Consider the following 17,998-nt stretch of genomic DNA (forward strand, 5'->3'; position numbering starts at 1 on the left):
ACATCAGCGCACGGAGTTACAACTAAAGACTGTTGCCAGGGAAGAGTCGCCACTTTTGTACTTGGCCACCTTGCCATACTGAGCACAGTAAGCATTTGCCTTTTGAGTCAATTGATCAATTGACTCGCCATCTGCATTCAAAAAAGTGACATGGTTTGAATCTGATGCATCCGTGTATACCGGCGTACAAGCTCCTAGCGCAAAAATACTTATCAATAAGCCAAGAATTTTCATGCTTAGCTCTTTAGCTTTTCAAGAACTGCGGCGGTTATTTTTGTTGCTAAAGGTCTATAAGCCAATATACAAACGATTGCAACGGGATAGGCAACCAGCCACACCTCTAGCCATAGCGCAAAGAAATTTTCTACTGCGCCGATACGCACAAATGTTGTTGCGAGTGTGATGCTGGCAGACATTAAAAAGCCCATCACCAGAGCAAAAATAAGATTGGGAAGGTTGATCATCTTTTGAATATATATTAGGTACGCTTTACTAGCATTCTTTTACTTAGGATAACTGTTGAAACCACCAAGAATGCAAACACCATATTCATCATGGTCAAATGATCGCCCAATAAAACGCTGGCGGCCACTAATGTGCAAAACGGTTGTATGAGCTGAACCTGACTGACCCTGGCAATGCCGCCAACCGCAAGGCCCTCATACCAAAAGAAGAAGCCAAGAAACATGGGGAATAGGCTTAAATAAATAAAACTTGTCCAAGCGAACGAACCAGCACCCCAATAGTCTGGAGCAAATAGATAGTAGGCAACGATGGCGTTAATTGGCAAAGACACTACCAAAGCCCAAGAAATCACCGCACGTGGATTCATGCGGCGTGACAACTCTCCACCCTCAACATATCCGATGCAAGCGCAAATACCACCCGCCACTAATAAGCCATCGATATAAGTAAAGCTTCCCGAACTTTTTAACAATGCATAAACCACAACCAATGCAGCGCCGAGCAGAGACACTAGCCAAAAACCAATTGATGGACGTTCTTTAAAACGGATGACGCCAATTACGGTGGTGGCCAAAGGCATCATGCCTAAAATGACCGCCCCATGTGATGAGGATCCCTCTTTCATTGCCACAGTAGTGAATATTGGAAAGCCGAATACAACCCCAAGAGCAATGACGATAAATTTGATCCAATCGGATTTTTGGGGCAATGGATCTGCTTTATAAATGAGATAGGCCAAAGCAACTAGTCCGGCCAAAAACGCCCTTCCAAATGCAATGAAATAAGGGTCAAAACTCAAGACGGCAATCTTACTTACTGGCAAGGTCAAACTAAAAATCAGAATGCCAATAAAGCCAATCAGCATCCCCTTGCTCTCTTGATTCACTCTTGTCCCTTTTGATGTATTTGAGATCATTGTATTAATAAAGCACTGTCGATGCGCTGTAATATACAAATACCCATGAGTACAAAATTGCCCTACATCCAGGCTATCTATATTGCCCCAAACGCTGGCGCAACCATGCAGTCGCTGTCTAAAGCCAAAATCACGCTGACCGGGATTCAAGGTGATCGATATGCCAATGGTAAGGGCGCTTACTCAGATACAACTCCCAGCAAAATACGCCATCTCAGTCTCATCGCTGAATCGGGTATAGCTATCGCTAATGAGTGGCTTTTGGCCGGAGAAGAGCCGACTTTTGATGCCTCGCAAACCCGTAGAAATATTGTTATTAGCAACATGAGCGCGGATGATCTCAATCTATTGGTTGGCAAAACATTTGCATTAGGAGTACTAATTCTGAAAGGTGTTGAGTTGTGTACGCCTTGTGAAAGACCCGCTCAGCTCTTGGGCAAACCAAGCTTTATGGATGCATTTGAAGGGCGAGGTGGCTTAAGGGCAGAAATTATTCTGGCTGGAGAAATTTCGGTGGGCGATATATTGCGCTTACAAATAAAGGATTGATCATGATTCAGTATCGAGATGACGCTACAGTTACTGCCGAAGAAGCCATTGATTTGTATGTCCGCTCCACACTTGGAGAGCGTCGACCAATTAATAGCAAAGAAACTTTTGAGGCAATGCTAGAAAATGCCAATCTCACCATCACGGCATGGGATGGCAATAAGCTGATTGGAATTTCACGCTCACTGACTGATTTTGCATATGTTGCATATTTGGCCGATCTTGCGGTTGATGAGCAATATCAACGCAAAGGGGTTGGCAAAGAGCTCATTGCACAAACTAAAAAACGATTGGGTCCCAACTGCATGATTGTTCTGCTAGCAGCGCCAAAAGCGAATGAATACTACGAGCATATTGGCTTTGAACACAACCCGCGGGCTTGGACGCTGAAAAATTAGTATGAAAATCACTCGCTTTTGCTTAGTCCGTCATGGTGAAACTGACTGGAATGTCGCGCGACGCCTGCAAGGGCATACCGATATTCCACTAAATCAACATGGGCTTGCCCAAGCAGCACAAATGGCGAAGGCTCTTAAAGCAATTAATTTGCAATTTGATGTTTTATATTCCAGCGACCTGCAACGAGCCGCCAACACGGCGGGAGCAATAGAAACTCAATTTGGGGTGAAATCTCTTTCAGATCAGGCGCTCCGAGAACGTCATCTTGGAGCACTTCAAGGCCTGACTATTGACGAGGCTCCACAGATCAAACCAGAACTCTGGTCTATTCACCTGAGCCGCAATCTTGATCACCCGTTAGAAGGCGGGGAAAGTATCAAACAATTTGCTAACCGCATTCATACCGCCCTAGAAAATATTCGAATGCGGCATGAAGGCAAAACTATATTGTTGGTGAGTCATGGCGGTGCGCTAGATATGATGTATCGACTAGCAAGCAGTCAATCTCTAGAATCTGAAAAAGCTGTGGCTGTACCTAATGCATCCCTAAATTGGATTCGTCATAATGGCCAAACTTGGCAAGTCGACAAGTGGGCTGATACTAGTCACTTAAAAAACGTGGCTCTCGACAATTTAGATCTTTAGCATACCAAAATAGCCTATGATGTTGGCATGAAATTCATGATTAAGCTATTGACTAGCCTAATAGCCATCGCACTATCTATTTCTGCCTCTGCTGCAGATTTAGAGCCAGTTGACGTGCCCAACGGCCTTCCTGATCGAATCGTTGGTGATATCGGGCTTGCGGTCTATAGCTCGAATATGCATATCGGTACAGAAGGAACGCAATCTTTAGTGCTCCCATATGCGTTTTTTGATTACAAGCGATTCTTTGTCCGGATTGATGAGGTCGGAATAAAAACGTTTGAATTAGGCAATGGCTACCTTGAGCTTATTGGGAAGATCGACCTGAACACTTATAAAGTCAAATCGCCATTTAATGGTGCATCGATCAATCGTAGCGACCCTATTCCTCTTGGCATTGGTACTTATCAAGAAACTCCTATTGGTGGATTTTTTGCGAACGCCTATCATGACTTTGGCAAATCTCATGGTGCTCTATATGAGCTTTTATATTTTGCTGAGGTCGAAACTTACAAAAATATCGTTGTATATCCAGAGCTGGGGATTGAAAGACAGTCTAGCCAGTACGCTAATTATTACTATGGCATGAATACTGGTGAAGCAAATGCAACGGGCTATGGCGCCTATGTTGCGCCAGCGACCAATAATTTAATCGCTGGCTTCATGGTAGAAATTCCCGTAGTAGATAACTGGTATGTCAATCTCTATGGGCGTCGCAAATGGTTGGGCAACGGCATCAATAACAGCCCCGTCATGAATCGCTCATTCCAAGATAATATTTTTGCGGCACTAGCTTATCGCTTTAAGTAAGCACGCCAATACAAATCCGAATAGATAAGCAACGCAGCAACTACGCGCCCGCTATATCAACCTAAATTGAATTTACCAGGGCAATGCAGGCAACATCGGCTTAAGTCCAGCCTTCTGAATGGTAGGAGCCGCTTTGGGTGAAGCTAAAAATGCAATGAGCTCTCTTGAAGCATTCAGGTTTGCCACATTATTCGTAATTCCAGCGGAAAACAAAACTGTTTGCTGAACCTCGGGAGGAATCTCTCCAATGAAATCGATTCCAGGAATGGGAATTAATTCACTCACCTGCTGAAACCCTAGCTCTGCATCACCTCTTGCAACCACTGTGCCAATGCGCTCGCTATAAATTTTCTTTGCAGTTTTGTTCATCTGCTCCGCAATTCCTAATTTAGGAAAAAGCTCGGTAGATAAATACGTTCCGCTCGCACTAGCTGAATAAGCCACAGATTTTGCATTGAGCAAAGCTTGCTTTAGGGCTGGGACCGTACTGATATCTGGTTTGGGGGCGCCCGCCTTTACTGCGGCACCAATGACTGAAGCAACCAAATCTACGCGACTGCCAGGCTGCACCGCTCCACTCTTAATAAAACCCTCTAATGCGGGCCCAGCCAGAATCAACACATCAAATTGCTCGTTTCTTGCCAGTCTTGATGGAATAGAGTCTGGTGCAGCGCCCATTGATGAGCCATAAGAAATAATTACTTTATTGGGCGATTGTTTTTCATACTCTGGCACCAATGCCTTCAATGCTTCTGCGAATGCTCCAGAGGTGATCACCTGAATATCAGCCGCAAGTACTGAGGTGATGCCAAACAAGCCAATAAGTACGACTAAGATGGCATGCTTAATACAGATGATCGGTCTCATTTTTTAAGCCTCTAAATTAAAGCGATTGTTTCTCACTCGCGCTGCCCACTACCTGCCCTGACAAGCGACCGGCATTTCCCACAATGGTTTTTCTTGACTGAAATCGCAATTCACTCCGACTGGCGATGTCGTGCTTGCAAGACATGCGCTCAGACCAATCGTCATTCCAAGAACAAAAATCATTAAACCAAATCTTTTCATAAGCCCTCGTTTATTTGTATTTCCAAAAATAGTGCCTATCTAATCGTATACGAATTATTTATATTATCGATTTTTCAGATTAATGAAATCAAAATTATTTGTTAAGCCAATAATAAATAATTTCATCATAATGATCCTATGGTGTTCGTTGACTAAAGGAGACATGACCATGGCTACAAAATCAAACAAAACTGCAATTGATATTGGAATTAGCGAAAAAGATCGTAAGGCGATAGCCAAAGGCCTATCAGCGCTTTTGGCTGACAGTTATTCCCTTTACTTAATGACCCATAACTTCCACTGGAATGTTAAGGGGCCAATGTTTAATACCCTTCACACCATGTTCATGGCTCAATATACGGAGCAATGGGCGGCGCTTGATTTAATCGCGGAGCGAATCAGGGCCCTGGGTGAGCCGGCACCAGGAACCTACAAAGAATTCGCCAAGCTAACTTCTATTGATGAGGTACAGGGAACTCCAAAAGCAATGGAGATGGTTAAGTTGCTTGTAAAAGCACAGGAAGCAACGGCGAAGACAGCCCGTAAATTATTTCCATTGGTAGAAAAAGCAAGTGATCAACCAACGGCTGATTTGCTTACTCAAAGACAAGATGTTCATGAAAAAACTGCATGGATGCTTAGAAGTCTGCTTGAGGAATAAATTCTGGCGCCTTTGGATTTCAGGCCAATCTAGGCGCCATTTTTATTGAGTCGCTGGATTTGATGCTGCAACCATCGACTGTGTTGGGCAAAGTAGGTCAACAGGCCGATAACCAACATGTTTCCAAAAAAACCGCCCATGACAATAATCATGCTTTCACGCATGAAGTTGTCAAAAGGATGGTGATGAACAATAAAGATCACATAGGTATAACTAAATCCATGGGCGATACTGGCAAATAGGGCTAGCGTAACAACATCACGGTATTTCAAGTTATGTAGATCCCGTGCAATACCAAGCCCCTTGAGTGTTAAATTCACCGCAAGAAGCAGAACAATGCTTCCGACCACCGCAACCGTTAACCATATATACCAATGTTGCTCTGGCTGAAAAATCAGTAGCCTGATAAATACTGCCAAGCCTACGCCGATAGCGGCCATCCAACCAAAAATGAGCACCGAAAGCACCTTAATGCCGGCGGGAAGATAAATGAAGTAACTTAGTTCAGGTCGATTCTCTAGCGCCGGAAAAGCTTTAACGACATATAAGGTGAAAAAATATAGGCAGAACGGCACTCCTATTTTTAGGAGGATAATGGGCAGTCGTATTTGATTTATTGAAAACATGGGCACAGACCCATCATACTTAAAAAGAGGAGACCATTCTAAAATGACTAATTCTTACCTACGGTTTTTGCATCTAGCAGATACGCTGATCAATCCCAATGAAAAACCCTTGGACTCCCTAAGCAAAGATATTCTTGAACACATCAGCAAACATATTGTTTTAAACAAAGGCAAGATTGTGGTGGGCGACATTCTCATGCTTAGCCAACTGGGATCCCAGGCCACTCTTCACAAAAGACTTCATGCCCTAGTAGATGATGGCTATCTAAAACTAAAATCGACCAGCGATGGCAGAGTAAAGCAAATTGAGCTAACAAAAAAATCGACAAAATATTTTGCCGGATTAAGCCAGGTCTTAGAAAAAGCAGTAAATGCCTAATAGGGTTTGCTTAGCAGGACAGCCTTAGAGTAGCGCTTTAAACAATATTCTTTGCTTTTGTTTTTATGCGCTCGTCAAACTTTTGTCGATTAATAACAAATCGCTCATGTAGCCCCTTGGAAATTAAATCGACCCCGTCGTGAGCTTCAACTTCAAACGTTAATTTTTTTCCATCTACAGCAATTAATTTGACTTTAGCAGTGACCTCCAGACCAACAGGGGTCGCTGCCTCATGACTCACATTAATATGGGTTCCCAATGTTTGCTCTTGTGGCCAATCCAAATGCGGGTTAATTGCTTTAATACAGGCCCACTCTAAAAAGCCCACCAGAAAACCGGTAGCAAATACATCAGGCATTACCACAAACTCTTCGGACTCGGGGTACAAAGACGGAACTGTTTTGGACTTGGGGATTTTGAATTTATGTTCGTATTGAATGCCGGGCTGCAAAGATTCTTTCATGGCTTACCTCATAAAAGCATTAAGAGTTTCAGCGAATTTCTGATGTTGCTGAAATAAAAACGCATGGCCGCCATCAAAATAGGCTAACCATGCAAATGGGATCTGATTCGCAATGATTTGTGAATTTTTGGGAACATCAAGAATGTCATATTGACCATCTGCCACCAAGACGGGAACCTTGACATTCTTTAAATCAACGAAGTTCTTATTGTCCGCATCCCATAGGGTTGTTCTTGCCCGAGTTTGCCGTAACTTAGATTCTTTAGAAATAACAAAATCATCAGGAATGGTTCCCGCCAATTTCGCAGCCTGCTCCCTTGCTAACGCATCTTTAGCAGCTTGTTTTCCAGCTTCATTATTCGGGAACAGAAGTGCGACATTTTCCATAACTGATAAATGGGGATTGTTTAACTCCTCCTCGGTCTTTTTACTTGCTTTGACCTGATACTTGCCGCCCGGGTTTGGAGCACAAAGAATGCCTTTAATAACCAAGTCGGAATGTCTAATCAAAAACTGTTGCGCAACACGGGCCCCCATTGACCAGCCCAGGACATTGGCTTTTTTATAACCAAGCGCTTTTACCAGCCCAGCGGCATCATCAGCCATCTGAACCATAGTGGTTTTATTTTCTTTAGTATCGCCAGATAGTCCAATGCCGCGATTATCAAACAGTATCAAAGTATTGTTTTTGGATAACTCATCAATCAAAGCCGGATCCCACATGCTCATCGTTGCCGAATACCCATTAATCAAAATCATGGCATCGCCCTGACCACGGGTGTAGTAAGCAAGCCTCACTTCCCCAACCTGAGCATATTTAACCTCTGCCTTGAATTGAGCTTGGACTGGGCCAGCAAACCCAAACGAGACCAACAGCAACACAAAAGATAAGCCCACAAGGGTACGGATACCGATAAAGTAATGATTCATTTATTTTCCAAAGAATTTCAGGCCATCTTAAAACAATCCATGGGCGCCTGGTTTCAAATACGCGGGGAATTAATCGGAAATCAAAAAGAAAAACCACCCGAAGGTGGTTTTGGTATTTCTTGGTGGCCCGGGGCGGAATCGAACCACCGACACAAGGATTTTCAATCCTCTGCTCTACCGACTGAGCTACCAGGCCAAGACTGACTATTATACGCAAACTGTTTCTTATGCTGTCTAAATATGATGGCTGTAGCCAACCCTTAGTAAAACCTTGTAAATCCTAGCTGGTTAGGATATTTCATCCTGCTGATGGTGAGAGTGATGGAGCAGAGGATTGATCGTCTTCTATCCATCCAACCTCTTGGCATCGAGGCATGAGAACGGAAGATATTGGAACTATTTGCCCGGTCTACGAAAGGGCTAACAACTATCAAATTGGCGGCAATAAAAAATGCCGGTGTTTTGATATGCCAGTAGATAAAGCCAAGCTAAATGAGGCATTGAAAGAAAAATCAAAAGATCAATGCTTGTATAAGGATTGTTTGAAGAAATTAAGCACCTAGTTAATGGGCGCTTGTGTAAACCAATAATCCCATATACAATATTATTAATCGTGTTATTAAAGGGGTGATTATGGGTGCTGTCGTAGCCAATGATTTAAAGACCAAAGGCATTAAAGCCATTGAAGACGCGCTACTGGGTCAGCTAGAAGCGCCTGTAACTGTACGCGGACAAGTGAAATATGTGGTGATGAACCAGCAACAATATCAATATCTGCGTGAATGTGAGCTTGAAGCTGCTTTAGCTGAATCTAAAGCTGATTTAACCAATGGTAAGTTTGTTAAAGAAACTGTGGCGCAACATATCAAGCGCTTAAAGCAAATCAACAAAGCCACGTAATGACTTGGCAATTAATTTTTACCGATCAATACAACAAGCGTGCTGCTAAATTTTTAAAGCGCCATCCCGATGCTGAGAAGCAATACGCTAAAACTTTAGAGTTGCTTGAACTCAACCCCCATCATCCCTCTTTACGTCTCCATGGCTTAACGGGGAAGCTAGATGGATTACAAAGCATTTCTATTAATTTGAAATATCGCATTGTCATTGAAATGATCATCACAGAAATTGAAATTGTTTTGATCAATGTTGGTGATCACGATGCTGTGTATTAATTCAATTATTCAAAAAATATCTCGCCAACTCAACACTGTCGATGCCATTTGGGGGGTATGTGAAACCGATGGAGGCCAATAGATTCGGAGCTTGGCGGGCGGTGGGTCTTGCTTGCTTAGACCTATTGGATAGAGGGCTACTAACGCTAACTAGAGGCAGTTATCGCCTTTGAGCGGGCAGCATGTAATTTCCCATAGCTGTCGAGCAGGCGATGGTGCCGGTCGAGGCCCTCTAGCTTGATGCTAGTTGGGGTCAATCCATAAAAGCGCACTAAGCCATTTAGCGAGCCCAGCACTGCATCCATACGCTCATTACCAAACATTCGACGAAGGTTTGTCTCATAGTCCTCCAACGCCAAATCTTCATTAAGCGCTATTTCTAGGGCCGCATTGAGGGCCTGATAAAACAATTTGCGCTCAACCGTGTTGTCGTTGTATTGAAGAAAAGCGCCCACCAGCTCTTGTGCTTCATCAAAATTTTTCAGTGCTAACTGAATTAATAGTTTCAGCTCTAAAACTGTTAATTGGCCCCAAGGGGTATTCTCATCAAACTCGACACCGATCAGCGTGGCAACATCTCCATACTCATCAAGCTCGTTATTCTCTAGTCGATCAAGCAATAGACTAAGTTTTGCATCGCTTAATGTATGTAAATTCAAAATGTCGTGGCGGAATAACAATGCTTTGTTTGTGTTGTCCCACACCAGATCTTCTACTGGATAGATCTCGGAATAGTTGGGCACGAGAATTCTGCAAGCGATTGCACCCAGTTGATCGTACACAGCAACATAAGCTTCTTTACCCATGTTTTTAAGAATGCCAAATAATGTTGCTGCCTCTTGCTCATTAGAGTCCACACCGTGACCAGAAAAATCCCATTCAACAAATTGATAATTAGCCTTTGCACTAAAAAAGCGCCACGACACGATTCCGCTTGAATCGATAAAGTGTTCAACGAAGTTATTGGGCTCAGTTACTGCCTCACTTGCAAAAGTGGGTGGGGGCAAATCATTCAAACCCTCCAAGCTTCGACCTTGAAGTAGTTCAGTTAAGCTTCGCTCTAAGGCAACCTCCAAGCTTGGGTGAGCCCCAAAAGAGGCAAATACCCCCCCAGTTCGGGGATTCATGAGAGTAACGCACATCACTGGATAAACACCTCCAAGCGAAGCGTCCTTTACCAAGACTGGAAACCCTTGTTCTTCTAGCCCCTGAATACCCGCCAAGATGCTTGGGTACTTTTCAAGCACTGTTCGTGGCACGTCAGGCAAAGCAATCTCACCTTCCAAAATTTCTCTTTTGACCGCGCGCTCAAATATTTCTGATAAACATTGCACTTGGGCTTCGGCCAAAGTATTGCCCGCACTCATACCGTTACTAACGTACAAATTTTCAATTAAGTTCGTCGGAAAATAAACCGTCTTGCCGTCTGATTGACGAACATATGGCAAAGCACAAATGCCTCGTTCAGCATTTCCAGAATTCGTATCGATTAAATGTGAACCACGTAACTCACCATCCGAATTAAAAATGCTTAAGCAATATTCATCCAGAATTTCAGGAGGTAATGCATCTTTTATGCCTGGCTTGAACCAGCACTCATTCGGGTAATGAACAAATGGTTTATTGGCGATATCTTCGCCCCAATATGCGCCAGCATAAAAATGGTTGTTGCTCAGCCTTTCAATATATTCGCCCAAGGCCGAGGCTAGAGCACTCTCTTTTGTTGAGCCCTTGCCATTGGTAAAACACATGGGCGAGTGTGCATCACGGATGTGTAAAGACCATACATTTGGGATGAGATTACGCCAGGAAGCAATCTCAATCTTAATCCCAAGGTTCGCCAAAACGCTGGACATATTGGCGATGGTTTGCTCTAGTGGCAAATCTTTACCAACAATAAAAGTGCTTTTATCGACAGCTGGCTTTAAGGTTAATAAAGTCTGAGCGTCCGCATCTAGATTCTTCACCTCTTCGATCACGAACTCTGGACCGGCTTGCACTACCTTTTTTACAGTACAGCGTTCAATAGATCGCAAAATTCCCTGGCGATCTACTGCGGAAATATCTTCAGGCAACTCAACTTGAATTTTGAAAATCTGTTGATAGCGATTTTCAGGGTCAACAATGTTATTTTGCGAGAGGCGAATATTTTCAGTGGAGATATTTCGTGTATCGCAATACAGCTTTACAAAATATGCGGCGCATAAAGCAGAGGATGCTAAGAAATAATCAAATGGGCCAGGCGCCGAGCCATCGCCTTTATAGCGGATGGGCTGGTCAGCAATTACGGTAAAGTCGTCAAACTTAGCCTCTAGGCGAAGCTTGTCAAGAAAGTTGACTTTAATTTCCATAGAAGTAATTCCGAATATGATGTGCCGTTAGCATGAGTAAGGAGGTGACTTCAAAAACTCATGCAAATAATTTGCCAAACAATTTTGACAAATTATTTATAGGTCTTTATTGCTCACCCTTATTGCGAGAGGTATCGATACCAAGAGCCTTCAATTTCCGATACAAGTGTGTTCTCTCTAGGCCTGTGTACTCTGAAATCTTGGTCATACTACCGCCCATGATTTGCATTTGATGCTCGAAATAGGCCTTCTCAAAAAGATCGCGAGCCTCTCTCAAAGGTAAATCAAAATAGGTCTTCGCAATTCCGCTAATGTACTCACCTTCAAGGGGAGCAGAAACTGGCTCGGCAGCTGAAGGTTTTGATGTGGCACTAGCCGAAGCTCCTGCAGCAAGTGTTTTTTCTTCAACGGGCTCAACCTGTTTTGGTGAACTCTCTAATGCTTTGCTAACTGTCTTTAATAGCTTTTGTAAGGCGATTGGCTTTTCTAAAAAATTTAATGCGCCGATACGAGTTGCCTCTACGGCGGTATCAATGGTTGCGTGGCCTGACATCATTACAACCGGCATTGTCAATTGACCAGTCTTCGACCATTCCTTCAGCAAAGTAATGCCGTCGGTATCTGGCATCCAAATATCGAGCAGAACTAAATCGGGTCGCATTTGTTCGCGAATGGTACGCGCCTGTACTGCGCTTTCAGCAGCATACACAGTATGGCCTTCGTCCGTGAGGATCTCATTGAGAAGCTCACGAATTCCCATCTCATCATCAACAACCAAAATACTCGCCATACTTAGGCAGCCTCTTTTGCTAAGTTCATAAACAAAATGGATACTTGCGCGCCAACCACTTCTTCTCCCTGCATACGATTCCGAATTTCTATTTTGGCACCGTGATCATCAATAATCTTTTTGACTACAGCCAAACCCAATCCTGTGCCTTTGGTCTTCGTAGTAACGTAAGGCTCAAATGCTCTTGCCAATATCTTAGCTGGAAATCCAACGCCACTATCACTTATTGTTAAGCGAACTGCATTTTGTGTTGCACCGCTTTGTTCCCCATAAGAAACCAGTTCCGTTTTAACCTCCACTGGATCTGCCTGCCTATTTCCTTCCAAAGTGGAATCTTGGGCATTCTGAAGCAAATTATGAATGACTTGTCTCAGTTGAGTCGGATCCCCCATGATGCTGGGGCAACGGGGATCAAGCTGTGTTCGTATTGAGCTACCCTCGTAAAGGCCCAAAATTTCTGAAGTCAGCGTATTAATTGAAACCGGCTTTAATTGGGGTGTTGGAGTCTTGGCAAAATCTCGGAAGTCATTGACCATTTCCTTCATCGCCTGCACCTGACTAATAATCGTCTCGGTGCTACGATTCATCATCTCTTCCTGCTCAACGCTGAGCTTGCCGGCTAACTTATGCTGCAAGCGCTCTGCGGATAGCTGAATCGGGGTAAGTGGATTTTTTATCTCGTGAGCCAAGCGTCGGGCAACCTCGCTCCAAGCAATAGATCTTTGAGCGCTCACCACATCCGTAATATCGTCAAACACGACCATGCGTAGATCGTCAGTTAATTGGGTGCCACGCACAAACAAGGTCACGCCCAATTCATTTTCATATTCATTGCTTGTTTGAAGCTGGATCTGTTTTTGCCAAATAGGCGCAACCGTGTTCTCTGAACCGCTTTCGGTAACAGCAAGCTTCATCGTAGCAAAGCCTTCTTTAATGGCTTCCTCGAACTCGACCAGCGCGGGATTATTGCTTAAGGGCTTTCCATCAAGCAGGGTTAAGTCTTGAGCAAAAATTCGGTCTGCGCCCGCATTGCTTGAAACAACATTGTAATTTCTATCAAAAATACAAACCCCTGCTGTAAGGCTCCCCAGAACTTTTTCCAAGAAAGCCTTGGACTCTTGTAGCGATGTACGAGTATCTGCCAACTGCTTGGTCATGACATTGAATTGTCTGGTTAGCATTCCCAATTCATCGCCAGTGTCCAACTCTGGCTTAGGTGATAAGTCGCCCTGTGCAACCGCCTGCGTACCCTTGAGCAGCATGAGTAACGGTCGAGCCAATTGACGGCCCAATAACAAAGCCAAAGTCACCGCAACAAACAAAGCAAAAAAGAGGGTTAGCGTTAAGGTGCCCACAAACATTTTGCGCAGGCCAGTTCGCCCTAAGGATTTTTCCTGATATTCACTATAAGCAGACTCAACTGCGTAAATATTTTTAGCCAGTGGCATTGGTATATAGCGCACCAGCTGTAAAAAATACCGGTCATCCGCGCCCTTACTTACCATCGCCTTCTGACGCACAACGGGAACAATTGCCCGCACACGATAACCTCGTTGACCACCGTCCATTTCAACCTGGTCCAGAAAGGTCACGCCTTTCTTTTTAAATGCTTCAGCGACAACGTCTGGACTTGGCGCAGGCAAATACTTCTTCGACTTTAGTTCGCTCGAAAATATTAAACTGCGCTGCATAGTAAACAGGCTGACTTCTTGAATGCCAAACTGATTGCGAATTTTCATCACCATGGCGCCGACCTGCTCTGAGCTCGTGCCTGATGGAACTTGCGCAATTTGCTCGGCGATAAAGTTGCCTTCGCCCAAGATCTCTTCCTGTGCCACGCGCAAGGTCACGCGACCCAACTCTAAGCCTGAATTGAGGGCCGACTCAACTTGCACATCAAACCAAGTCTCGATGCTTCGCGAAACGAACTGAAGTGACACGCCATACAAAATTAAGCCGGGAACAATGCCCACTAAAGCAAAAATCATCGCCAACTTTGCAATCAGGCGCGTTCCAAAATGACCGCGATGCCAACGCACCGCAATCACAATAGCAAGCACCAAGATGACCAGAATTAACGAGGCCCCAATAATCAGATTGGCTGCGTAAAGCCAAATGAAATAACGATCAAAAAACTCAGTATTGGATGAGGCAATCGAAAGCAAGATCAGCAATAGAAGAGCGAAAGCGCCGATGAGTCCTATTGCCCCGGGCAGTATTTTTTTACGCCATAGCTTGGAATCAAAAAAGCTTGGCTTCTGCGGCGCGAAAGTCTCTCTCATCACTTATCGCTTAATTGGGCTAGGGCTATTTGCTGAAAATGGGAAATGCAACCAATCGCTTGAAACATTCCACTCACGGTTATTCAGTGCATTGACTTGAAATGGCTTTGGCAACTTGCTTAAATCTAGACTCATGCGCAAGCTAGCACTATAAGATTTACTTGGGTCAATTTGACTGCCTTCGATGACCCGCCAACCACCAATGCTTCCAACCGCCTGTAATGCCTCAGATATGGTTCTGGCCGAAAATGTGAGTCCTTCTGAGGCAATCCGATATTGCTGAGTAAGCGGTTGATATGACAATCGCGTTTGTCTTTGCATAGAGACAGATTTCTCATCAAACCAATACCAACGAGAACGCACTAAATCAAAATCCGTTTGAAAATAAAGAACCACGCCTTTCTGCACAGCATCTTCTAAGCCTGGAGAAAGTTCAATTTGAAAAGCAGCACTCAACACCCAATCGCTATCAACCTTTTCTAACTCAAAAGATTTGATTTTGATGCCCTCAGCATTGACGGTTGTTGAAATTAAACTCAACGCCATCAAACCCAAAAGGATGAATTGCTTAATTCTTTGGCTCATCGCCCATTTTTCTTAAACAAAGCATAGTAAAAACCGTCATTTACCTCGGTGGGTAAAAGCTGTCCTGGAGCGTCTAATCGTAACGCATTGGCATGCTGCTGCGCAAACCAAATTGCCTGATCTTCCCCCTCTTCAGGAAATACCGAGCAGGTTACATATAAAAGCAAGCCTTCGGGCTTTAGCACTTCCCACGCCTGGGCCAATATTTCACGCTGCTTCTTTTGTAAAGCTGGGATATCGGACTGTCGCCGTAAAAAAGGAATATCTGGATGCCTTGCAACAATGCCCGATGCAGAGCATGGGGCATCTAGCAAAATTTTGTCAAAGAGAGCGCCATCCCACCAAGTAGATTTTGATGCATCACCGCGCAGCACTTTTACTTTCTCAGAATGCAAACGAAGTCGATCTAAATTGCCATTAATTTTTCCAAGTCGCGCTTCATCAATTTCAAGCGCCACCATCTGACAATCCGCCAACTCCAATATGTGCGCAGTTTTTCCACCGGGCGCAGAGCAAGCGTCCAATACCAAATCATTCGGGGCAGGAGACAACAAACTTGCGGCCAACTGAGCGCCGCTATCTTGCACAGAAACTGCGCCACTATAAAAACCGGGCAAATCCGAAACTGGTACCGGGTTAGGGAGCAACAGGGCACTTGGCAATGCAAATCCTGCAAGGGATTTCACGGCAGAAAAAGCAATGCCTACTTCATCTAACAATGATTGATATTGCTCACGAGAATATTGCTTTTGATTGACTCGCAAAATGAGTGGAGCACGCTTTGCTTGAGCAAACAAAATTGATTGCCACTGCTTTGAATAATTTCGCTTGAGATTTGCTCTCCACCAAGGAGGAACATACATTGGAATAGGATCGGGAGGATACTCTGAGGCTTGTGTTGCAAAGCTTACTTTACGCAATACCGCATTTACTAAGCCCTTGGCATACATGGTCTTGTCATACTCTCCACATGCCCTCACCGCCTGATCAACAATCGTATGGCTGGCATAGCCCTTACCGTCATTACTGTCTTGCAAAAACAGTGCGATTGCGACACTCAATAAATGGCCGACCTCAGGTGGCGGATTTTTGGGAATCAATTGCTTCATCAATTCCTGTGAGCGCACCCATTTACGCAGCGCATTGAAGCTTAGGCTCTGAACAATTGGTCGCTCATGCGAATCTAATTGTTCCAGCACCTCTGTTAACGATCGACCACTCATAACCTCGCCTATTGCTTGCGCTGAAATCGTAATCGCTTCAGACAAGGGGAGATTGAGTGAAGTCTTTTGATCTTCCAAAGGCAATGTACTCAAGAGCGAGAATTTTCTTTAACTTGGAAGCGCAAAACTTCACCGACTTCGCATAAGCCTTGTAAGCACAGTTTTGCTTGGATTCTTTTCCCACCAGGCTTTTGCATTTCTAAAATTTCAATGACGCCAGTGCCGCACTTTACAAAAACACTCTCATTGCTAAATCCAAGCACTTGGCCCGCGCTAGCTCTTTCCCCGCTGGGTGTCTCTTTGGGAATACGGGAGTCCCATAGCTTAAAAGTTAAGTAGCCAATCGAGCTACTAGCCCCAGGGAATGGATTGAACGCCCGAATTCGGGCATCGATTTCTTGAGCGCTCTTGCTCCAGTCAACCTCAGCCTCATCTTTTGTAATTTTTTCTGCGTAAGTAATTCCTTGGCTTGCTTGTGGACTTCTTTGCAGTTGATCACTACGTTCGAGCTGGTCTAGAGTCTTCACGATTAATTTCGCACCCAATGCAGCCAGCCTGTCATGCAAGCTAGCGCTGGTTTCATTCGGATGAATATCAAACTCTTCTACCATCACGGTATCGCCAGCGTCCAAACCAGCATCCATCTGCATAATGCAAACGCCCGTTTTAGAGTCCCCAGACTCAATAGCGCGCTGAATAGGTGCCGCCCCTCGCCAACGGGGCAAAAGCGAGGCATGAATATTAAAACTTCCATGTCTGCCAGTACGCTCGCTGATGTCCAAGATTTCTTGGGGCAAAATCAAGCCGTAAGCAACTACCACCATCGCATCAAAATCTATTTCCAAGAGCTTCTTATATGCATCTTCAGCCTGAATTTTTTTCTGAGGATCAACGACATTACGCCTAAGCGTCTCTGGCTGCAGTACGGGAATATTTTTTGCTATAGCAAACTGTTTCACTGGGCTAGCCTGCAAATGCATACCCCGACCAGCGCGACGATCGGGCTGTGTTAGAACAAGAACAATCTCATGACCCGCTTCATCAATCGCGCGCATTGCTTGCGCTGCAAATTCGGGAGTGCCAGCAAAAACAATTTTCATGCGGGCGCTAGCGCTGACCAAGCAATTCTTTGCTGCGCTTTTTCATCTTTTGCGAGATGCGACTACGTTTCAACAAAGAAAGATACTCAACAAATACTTTGCCTTGCAAATGATCTAGTTCGTGTTGCAAACAAACTGCCAATAACCCATCGGCTTCAATTTCAAACTCTTTTCCATCGAGGTCTAAGGCTTTCACTTTGACCTGCGCAGGGCGCTCTACCTCATCGTAGAATTCGGGCACTGAAAGACAACCCTCGCGCCAAATTTTTTTCTCAGGACTTGCCCAAACAATTTCAGGGTTGATAAAAACCATCAATTCATTTTGGTCATCCGAGACGTCGATAACAACAATACGCTCATGAATATCAACTTGAGTAGCTGCCAAGCCCACACCTGGCGCTTCGTACATTGTTTCAGCCATATCAGCCACTATTTTTTTAATGCGCGCGTCTACAGCTGCAACCGGTTTGGCAACCTTGTGCAAGCGCGGATCAGGATAGCTAAGGACATTTAATAAGGCCATGTAGGAATTATCCAACAGAGCAATCCGTCTGTCCCAATTGCATGCATTTCCCTAATCT

Annotated in this window: 23 protein-coding genes and 1 tRNA gene; 9 read left to right on the forward strand and 15 right to left on the reverse strand. The window is 44.4% G+C overall.

The features are described from left to right. Nucleotides 1–3: 3 nt before the first annotated feature. From IC571_RS10300 to IC571_RS10310, 3 genes are all read right to left on the reverse strand, one after another. Nucleotides 4–234 (reverse strand): hypothetical protein, encoded by a 231-nt coding sequence (locus tag IC571_RS10300; RefSeq protein WP_215316568.1) that lies wholly within the window; start codon nucleotides 232–234, stop codon nucleotides 4–6. Nucleotides 235–236: 2 nt separating this feature from the next. Further along, entirely contained in the window at nucleotides 237–416 is a 180-nt protein-coding gene (locus IC571_RS10305; RefSeq protein ID WP_251373407.1) for a DUF2798 domain-containing protein, read from the reverse strand. A gap of 62 nt (nucleotides 417–478) precedes the next feature. After that, nucleotides 479–1,351, reverse strand: coding sequence for a DMT family transporter (locus IC571_RS10310; RefSeq protein ID WP_215316571.1), 873 nt, complete (start codon nucleotides 1,349–1,351; stop codon nucleotides 479–481). A 75-nt stretch (nucleotides 1,352–1,426) separates the two neighbouring features. Between IC571_RS10310 and IC571_RS10315 the strand changes: the two genes are divergently transcribed. Genes IC571_RS10315 through IC571_RS10330 form a run of 4 tightly spaced genes read left to right on the forward strand, consistent with a single transcriptional unit; the run spans nucleotide 1,427 to nucleotide 3,784 of the window. After that, nucleotides 1,427–1,930 (forward strand): MOSC domain-containing protein, encoded by a 504-nt coding sequence (locus tag IC571_RS10315; RefSeq protein WP_251373410.1) that lies wholly within the window; start codon nucleotides 1,427–1,429, stop codon nucleotides 1,928–1,930. A gap of 2 nt (nucleotides 1,931–1,932) precedes the next feature. After that, nucleotides 1,933–2,328: a GNAT family N-acetyltransferase gene (locus IC571_RS10320; protein WP_215316573.1), complete on the forward strand. Its 396-nt coding sequence runs from the start codon at nucleotides 1,933–1,935 to the stop codon at nucleotides 2,326–2,328. A 1-nt stretch (nucleotide 2,329) separates the two neighbouring features. After that, nucleotides 2,330–2,974, forward strand: coding sequence for a histidine phosphatase family protein (locus IC571_RS10325; protein WP_215316574.1), 645 nt, complete (start codon nucleotides 2,330–2,332; stop codon nucleotides 2,972–2,974). Nucleotides 2,975–3,001: 27 nt separating this feature from the next. Then, on the forward strand, nucleotides 3,002–3,784 hold the full coding sequence (locus IC571_RS10330; RefSeq protein ID WP_215316575.1) for a MipA/OmpV family protein: 783 nt from the start codon (nucleotides 3,002–3,004) through the stop codon (nucleotides 3,782–3,784). A gap of 72 nt (nucleotides 3,785–3,856) precedes the next feature. On the opposite strand, the gene IC571_RS10335 is transcribed toward IC571_RS10330, so the two are convergent. Continuing rightward, a complete protein-coding gene (locus tag IC571_RS10335) occupies nucleotides 3,857–4,651 on the reverse strand; it encodes a substrate-binding domain-containing protein (RefSeq protein WP_251373413.1) in 795 nt (264 codons plus the stop codon). Between the two features lie 370 nt (nucleotides 4,652–5,021). Between IC571_RS10335 and IC571_RS10340 the strand changes: the two genes are divergently transcribed. Further along, nucleotides 5,022–5,513: a Dps family protein gene (locus IC571_RS10340; protein WP_215316576.1), complete on the forward strand. Its 492-nt coding sequence runs from the start codon at nucleotides 5,022–5,024 to the stop codon at nucleotides 5,511–5,513. A 29-nt stretch (nucleotides 5,514–5,542) separates the two neighbouring features. Here the strand turns inward: IC571_RS10340 and IC571_RS10345 are convergent, their stop codons facing one another. After that, nucleotides 5,543–6,139 carry a hypothetical protein gene (locus tag IC571_RS10345; protein ID WP_215316577.1) on the reverse strand — a complete coding sequence of 199 codons (597 nt, stop codon included), beginning with the start codon at nucleotides 6,137–6,139 and terminating at the stop codon, nucleotides 5,543–5,545. On the opposite strand from IC571_RS10345, the gene IC571_RS10350 reads away from it, so the two are divergent. Next, nucleotides 6,138–6,518: a hypothetical protein gene (locus IC571_RS10350; protein WP_215316578.1), complete on the forward strand. Its 381-nt coding sequence runs from the start codon at nucleotides 6,138–6,140 to the stop codon at nucleotides 6,516–6,518. The genes IC571_RS10345 and IC571_RS10350 overlap by 2 nt on opposite strands. A 37-nt stretch (nucleotides 6,519–6,555) precedes the next feature. On the opposite strand, the gene IC571_RS10355 is transcribed toward IC571_RS10350, so the two are convergent. From IC571_RS10355 to IC571_RS10365, 3 genes are all read right to left on the reverse strand, one after another. Beyond that, the gene (locus IC571_RS10355; RefSeq protein ID WP_215316579.1) at nucleotides 6,556–6,981 is read right to left on the reverse strand and encodes a thioesterase family protein; all 426 of its coding nucleotides are present in this window, start codon (nucleotides 6,979–6,981) and stop codon (nucleotides 6,556–6,558) included. A 3-nt stretch (nucleotides 6,982–6,984) separates the two neighbouring features. Further along, entirely contained in the window at nucleotides 6,985–7,911 is a 927-nt protein-coding gene (locus tag IC571_RS10360; protein WP_215316580.1) for an alpha/beta fold hydrolase, read from the reverse strand. A 120-nt stretch (nucleotides 7,912–8,031) separates the two neighbouring features. Further along, nucleotides 8,032–8,107 (reverse strand) — tRNA-Phe (locus IC571_RS10365). 178 nt (nucleotides 8,108–8,285) lie between these two features. On the opposite strand from IC571_RS10365, the gene IC571_RS10370 reads away from it, so the two are divergent. The 3 genes from IC571_RS10370 (at nucleotide 8,286) to IC571_RS10380 (ending at nucleotide 9,086) form a co-directional block, all read left to right on the forward strand. Next, a complete protein-coding gene (locus tag IC571_RS10370) occupies nucleotides 8,286–8,474 on the forward strand; it encodes a cysteine-rich CWC family protein (protein ID WP_215316581.1) in 189 nt (62 codons plus the stop codon). A gap of 70 nt (nucleotides 8,475–8,544) precedes the next feature. Then, the gene (locus IC571_RS10375; protein WP_215316582.1) at nucleotides 8,545–8,811 is read left to right on the forward strand and encodes a hypothetical protein; all 267 of its coding nucleotides are present in this window, start codon (nucleotides 8,545–8,547) and stop codon (nucleotides 8,809–8,811) included. After that, nucleotides 8,811–9,086 (forward strand): hypothetical protein, encoded by a 276-nt coding sequence (locus IC571_RS10380; RefSeq protein WP_215316583.1) that lies wholly within the window; start codon nucleotides 8,811–8,813, stop codon nucleotides 9,084–9,086. Before IC571_RS10375 ends, IC571_RS10380 begins: the two co-directional genes overlap by 1 nt. A gap of 146 nt (nucleotides 9,087–9,232) precedes the next feature. On the opposite strand, the gene IC571_RS10385 is transcribed toward IC571_RS10380, so the two are convergent. From IC571_RS10385 to def, 7 genes are all read right to left on the reverse strand, one after another. Then, the gene (locus IC571_RS10385) at nucleotides 9,233–11,437 is read right to left on the reverse strand and encodes an OsmC domain/YcaO domain-containing protein (RefSeq protein ID WP_215316584.1); all 2,205 of its coding nucleotides are present in this window, start codon (nucleotides 11,435–11,437) and stop codon (nucleotides 9,233–9,235) included. A gap of 106 nt (nucleotides 11,438–11,543) precedes the next feature. Next, complete coding sequence (locus IC571_RS10390) at nucleotides 11,544–12,227, reverse strand: response regulator (RefSeq protein ID WP_215316585.1); 684 nt, start codon at nucleotides 12,225–12,227, stop codon at nucleotides 11,544–11,546. Between the two features lie 2 nt (nucleotides 12,228–12,229). Next, nucleotides 12,230–14,509, reverse strand: coding sequence for an ATP-binding protein (locus tag IC571_RS10395; protein WP_215316586.1), 2,280 nt, complete (start codon nucleotides 14,507–14,509; stop codon nucleotides 12,230–12,232). 3 nt (nucleotides 14,510–14,512) lie between these two features. Continuing rightward, on the reverse strand, nucleotides 14,513–15,094 hold the full coding sequence (locus tag IC571_RS10400) for a DUF4390 domain-containing protein (protein WP_251373415.1): 582 nt from the start codon (nucleotides 15,092–15,094) through the stop codon (nucleotides 14,513–14,515). Beyond that, complete coding sequence (gene rsmB, locus IC571_RS10405; protein WP_251373418.1) at nucleotides 15,091–16,410, reverse strand: 16S rRNA (cytosine(967)-C(5))-methyltransferase RsmB; 1,320 nt, start codon at nucleotides 16,408–16,410, stop codon at nucleotides 15,091–15,093. The genes IC571_RS10400 and rsmB overlap by 4 nt, the downstream gene beginning before the upstream one ends. Further along, nucleotides 16,407–17,417 carry a methionyl-tRNA formyltransferase gene (gene fmt, locus IC571_RS10410; protein WP_215316588.1) on the reverse strand — a complete coding sequence of 337 codons (1,011 nt, stop codon included), beginning with the start codon at nucleotides 17,415–17,417 and terminating at the stop codon, nucleotides 16,407–16,409. Before fmt ends, rsmB begins: the two co-directional genes overlap by 4 nt. Nucleotides 17,418–17,424: 7 nt before the next feature. Further along, complete coding sequence (gene def / locus IC571_RS10415; protein ID WP_215316590.1) at nucleotides 17,425–17,940, reverse strand: peptide deformylase; 516 nt, start codon at nucleotides 17,938–17,940, stop codon at nucleotides 17,425–17,427. Between the last annotated feature and the right edge of the window lie 58 nt (nucleotides 17,941–17,998).

This window comes from Polynucleobacter sp. MWH-UH2A (assembly GCF_018687195.1).
Classification (GTDB): domain Bacteria; phylum Pseudomonadota; class Gammaproteobacteria; order Burkholderiales; family Burkholderiaceae; genus Polynucleobacter.

Bases quoted from the DNA above. Each gene is read 5' to 3' on its own strand.
- IC571_RS10300 (WP_215316568.1), bottom strand. From the start codon at position 234: ATGAAAATTCTTGGCTTATTGATAAGTATTTTTGCGCTAGGAGCTTGT.
- IC571_RS10305 (WP_251373407.1), bottom strand. From the start codon at position 416: ATGTCTGCCAGCATCACACTCGCAACAACATTTGTGCGTATCGGCGCA.
- IC571_RS10315 (WP_251373410.1), top strand. From the start codon at position 1,427: ATGAGTACAAAATTGCCCTACATCCAGGCTATCTATATTGCCCCAAAC.
- IC571_RS10320 (WP_215316573.1), top strand. From the start codon at position 1,933: ATGATTCAGTATCGAGATGACGCTACAGTTACTGCCGAAGAAGCCATT.
- IC571_RS10325 (WP_215316574.1), top strand. From the start codon at position 2,330: ATGAAAATCACTCGCTTTTGCTTAGTCCGTCATGGTGAAACTGACTGG.
- IC571_RS10330 (WP_215316575.1), top strand. From the start codon at position 3,002: ATGAAATTCATGATTAAGCTATTGACTAGCCTAATAGCCATCGCACTA.
- IC571_RS10335 (WP_251373413.1), bottom strand. From the start codon at position 4,651: ATGAGACCGATCATCTGTATTAAGCATGCCATCTTAGTCGTACTTATT.
- IC571_RS10340 (WP_215316576.1), top strand. From the start codon at position 5,022: ATGGCTACAAAATCAAACAAAACTGCAATTGATATTGGAATTAGCGAA.
- IC571_RS10350 (WP_215316578.1), top strand. From the start codon at position 6,138: ATGGGCACAGACCCATCATACTTAAAAAGAGGAGACCATTCTAAAATG.
- IC571_RS10345 (WP_215316577.1), bottom strand. From the start codon at position 6,139: ATGTTTTCAATAAATCAAATACGACTGCCCATTATCCTCCTAAAAATA.
- IC571_RS10355 (WP_215316579.1), bottom strand. From the start codon at position 6,981: ATGAAAGAATCTTTGCAGCCCGGCATTCAATACGAACATAAATTCAAA.
- IC571_RS10360 (WP_215316580.1), bottom strand. From the start codon at position 7,911: ATGAATCATTACTTTATCGGTATCCGTACCCTTGTGGGCTTATCTTTT.
- IC571_RS10370 (WP_215316581.1), top strand. From the start codon at position 8,286: ATGAGAACGGAAGATATTGGAACTATTTGCCCGGTCTACGAAAGGGCT.
- IC571_RS10375 (WP_215316582.1), top strand. From the start codon at position 8,545: ATGGGTGCTGTCGTAGCCAATGATTTAAAGACCAAAGGCATTAAAGCC.
- IC571_RS10380 (WP_215316583.1), top strand. From the start codon at position 8,811: ATGACTTGGCAATTAATTTTTACCGATCAATACAACAAGCGTGCTGCT.
- IC571_RS10385 (WP_215316584.1), bottom strand. From the start codon at position 11,437: ATGGAAATTAAAGTCAACTTTCTTGACAAGCTTCGCCTAGAGGCTAAG.
- IC571_RS10390 (WP_215316585.1), bottom strand. From the start codon at position 12,227: ATGGCGAGTATTTTGGTTGTTGATGATGAGATGGGAATTCGTGAGCTT.
- IC571_RS10395 (WP_215316586.1), bottom strand. From the start codon at position 14,509: ATGAGAGAGACTTTCGCGCCGCAGAAGCCAAGCTTTTTTGATTCCAAG.
- IC571_RS10400 (WP_251373415.1), bottom strand. From the start codon at position 15,094: ATGAGCCAAAGAATTAAGCAATTCATCCTTTTGGGTTTGATGGCGTTG.
- fmt (WP_215316588.1), bottom strand. From the start codon at position 17,417: ATGAAAATTGTTTTTGCTGGCACTCCCGAATTTGCAGCGCAAGCAATG.
- def (WP_215316590.1), bottom strand. From the start codon at position 17,940: ATGGCCTTATTAAATGTCCTTAGCTATCCTGATCCGCGCTTGCACAAG.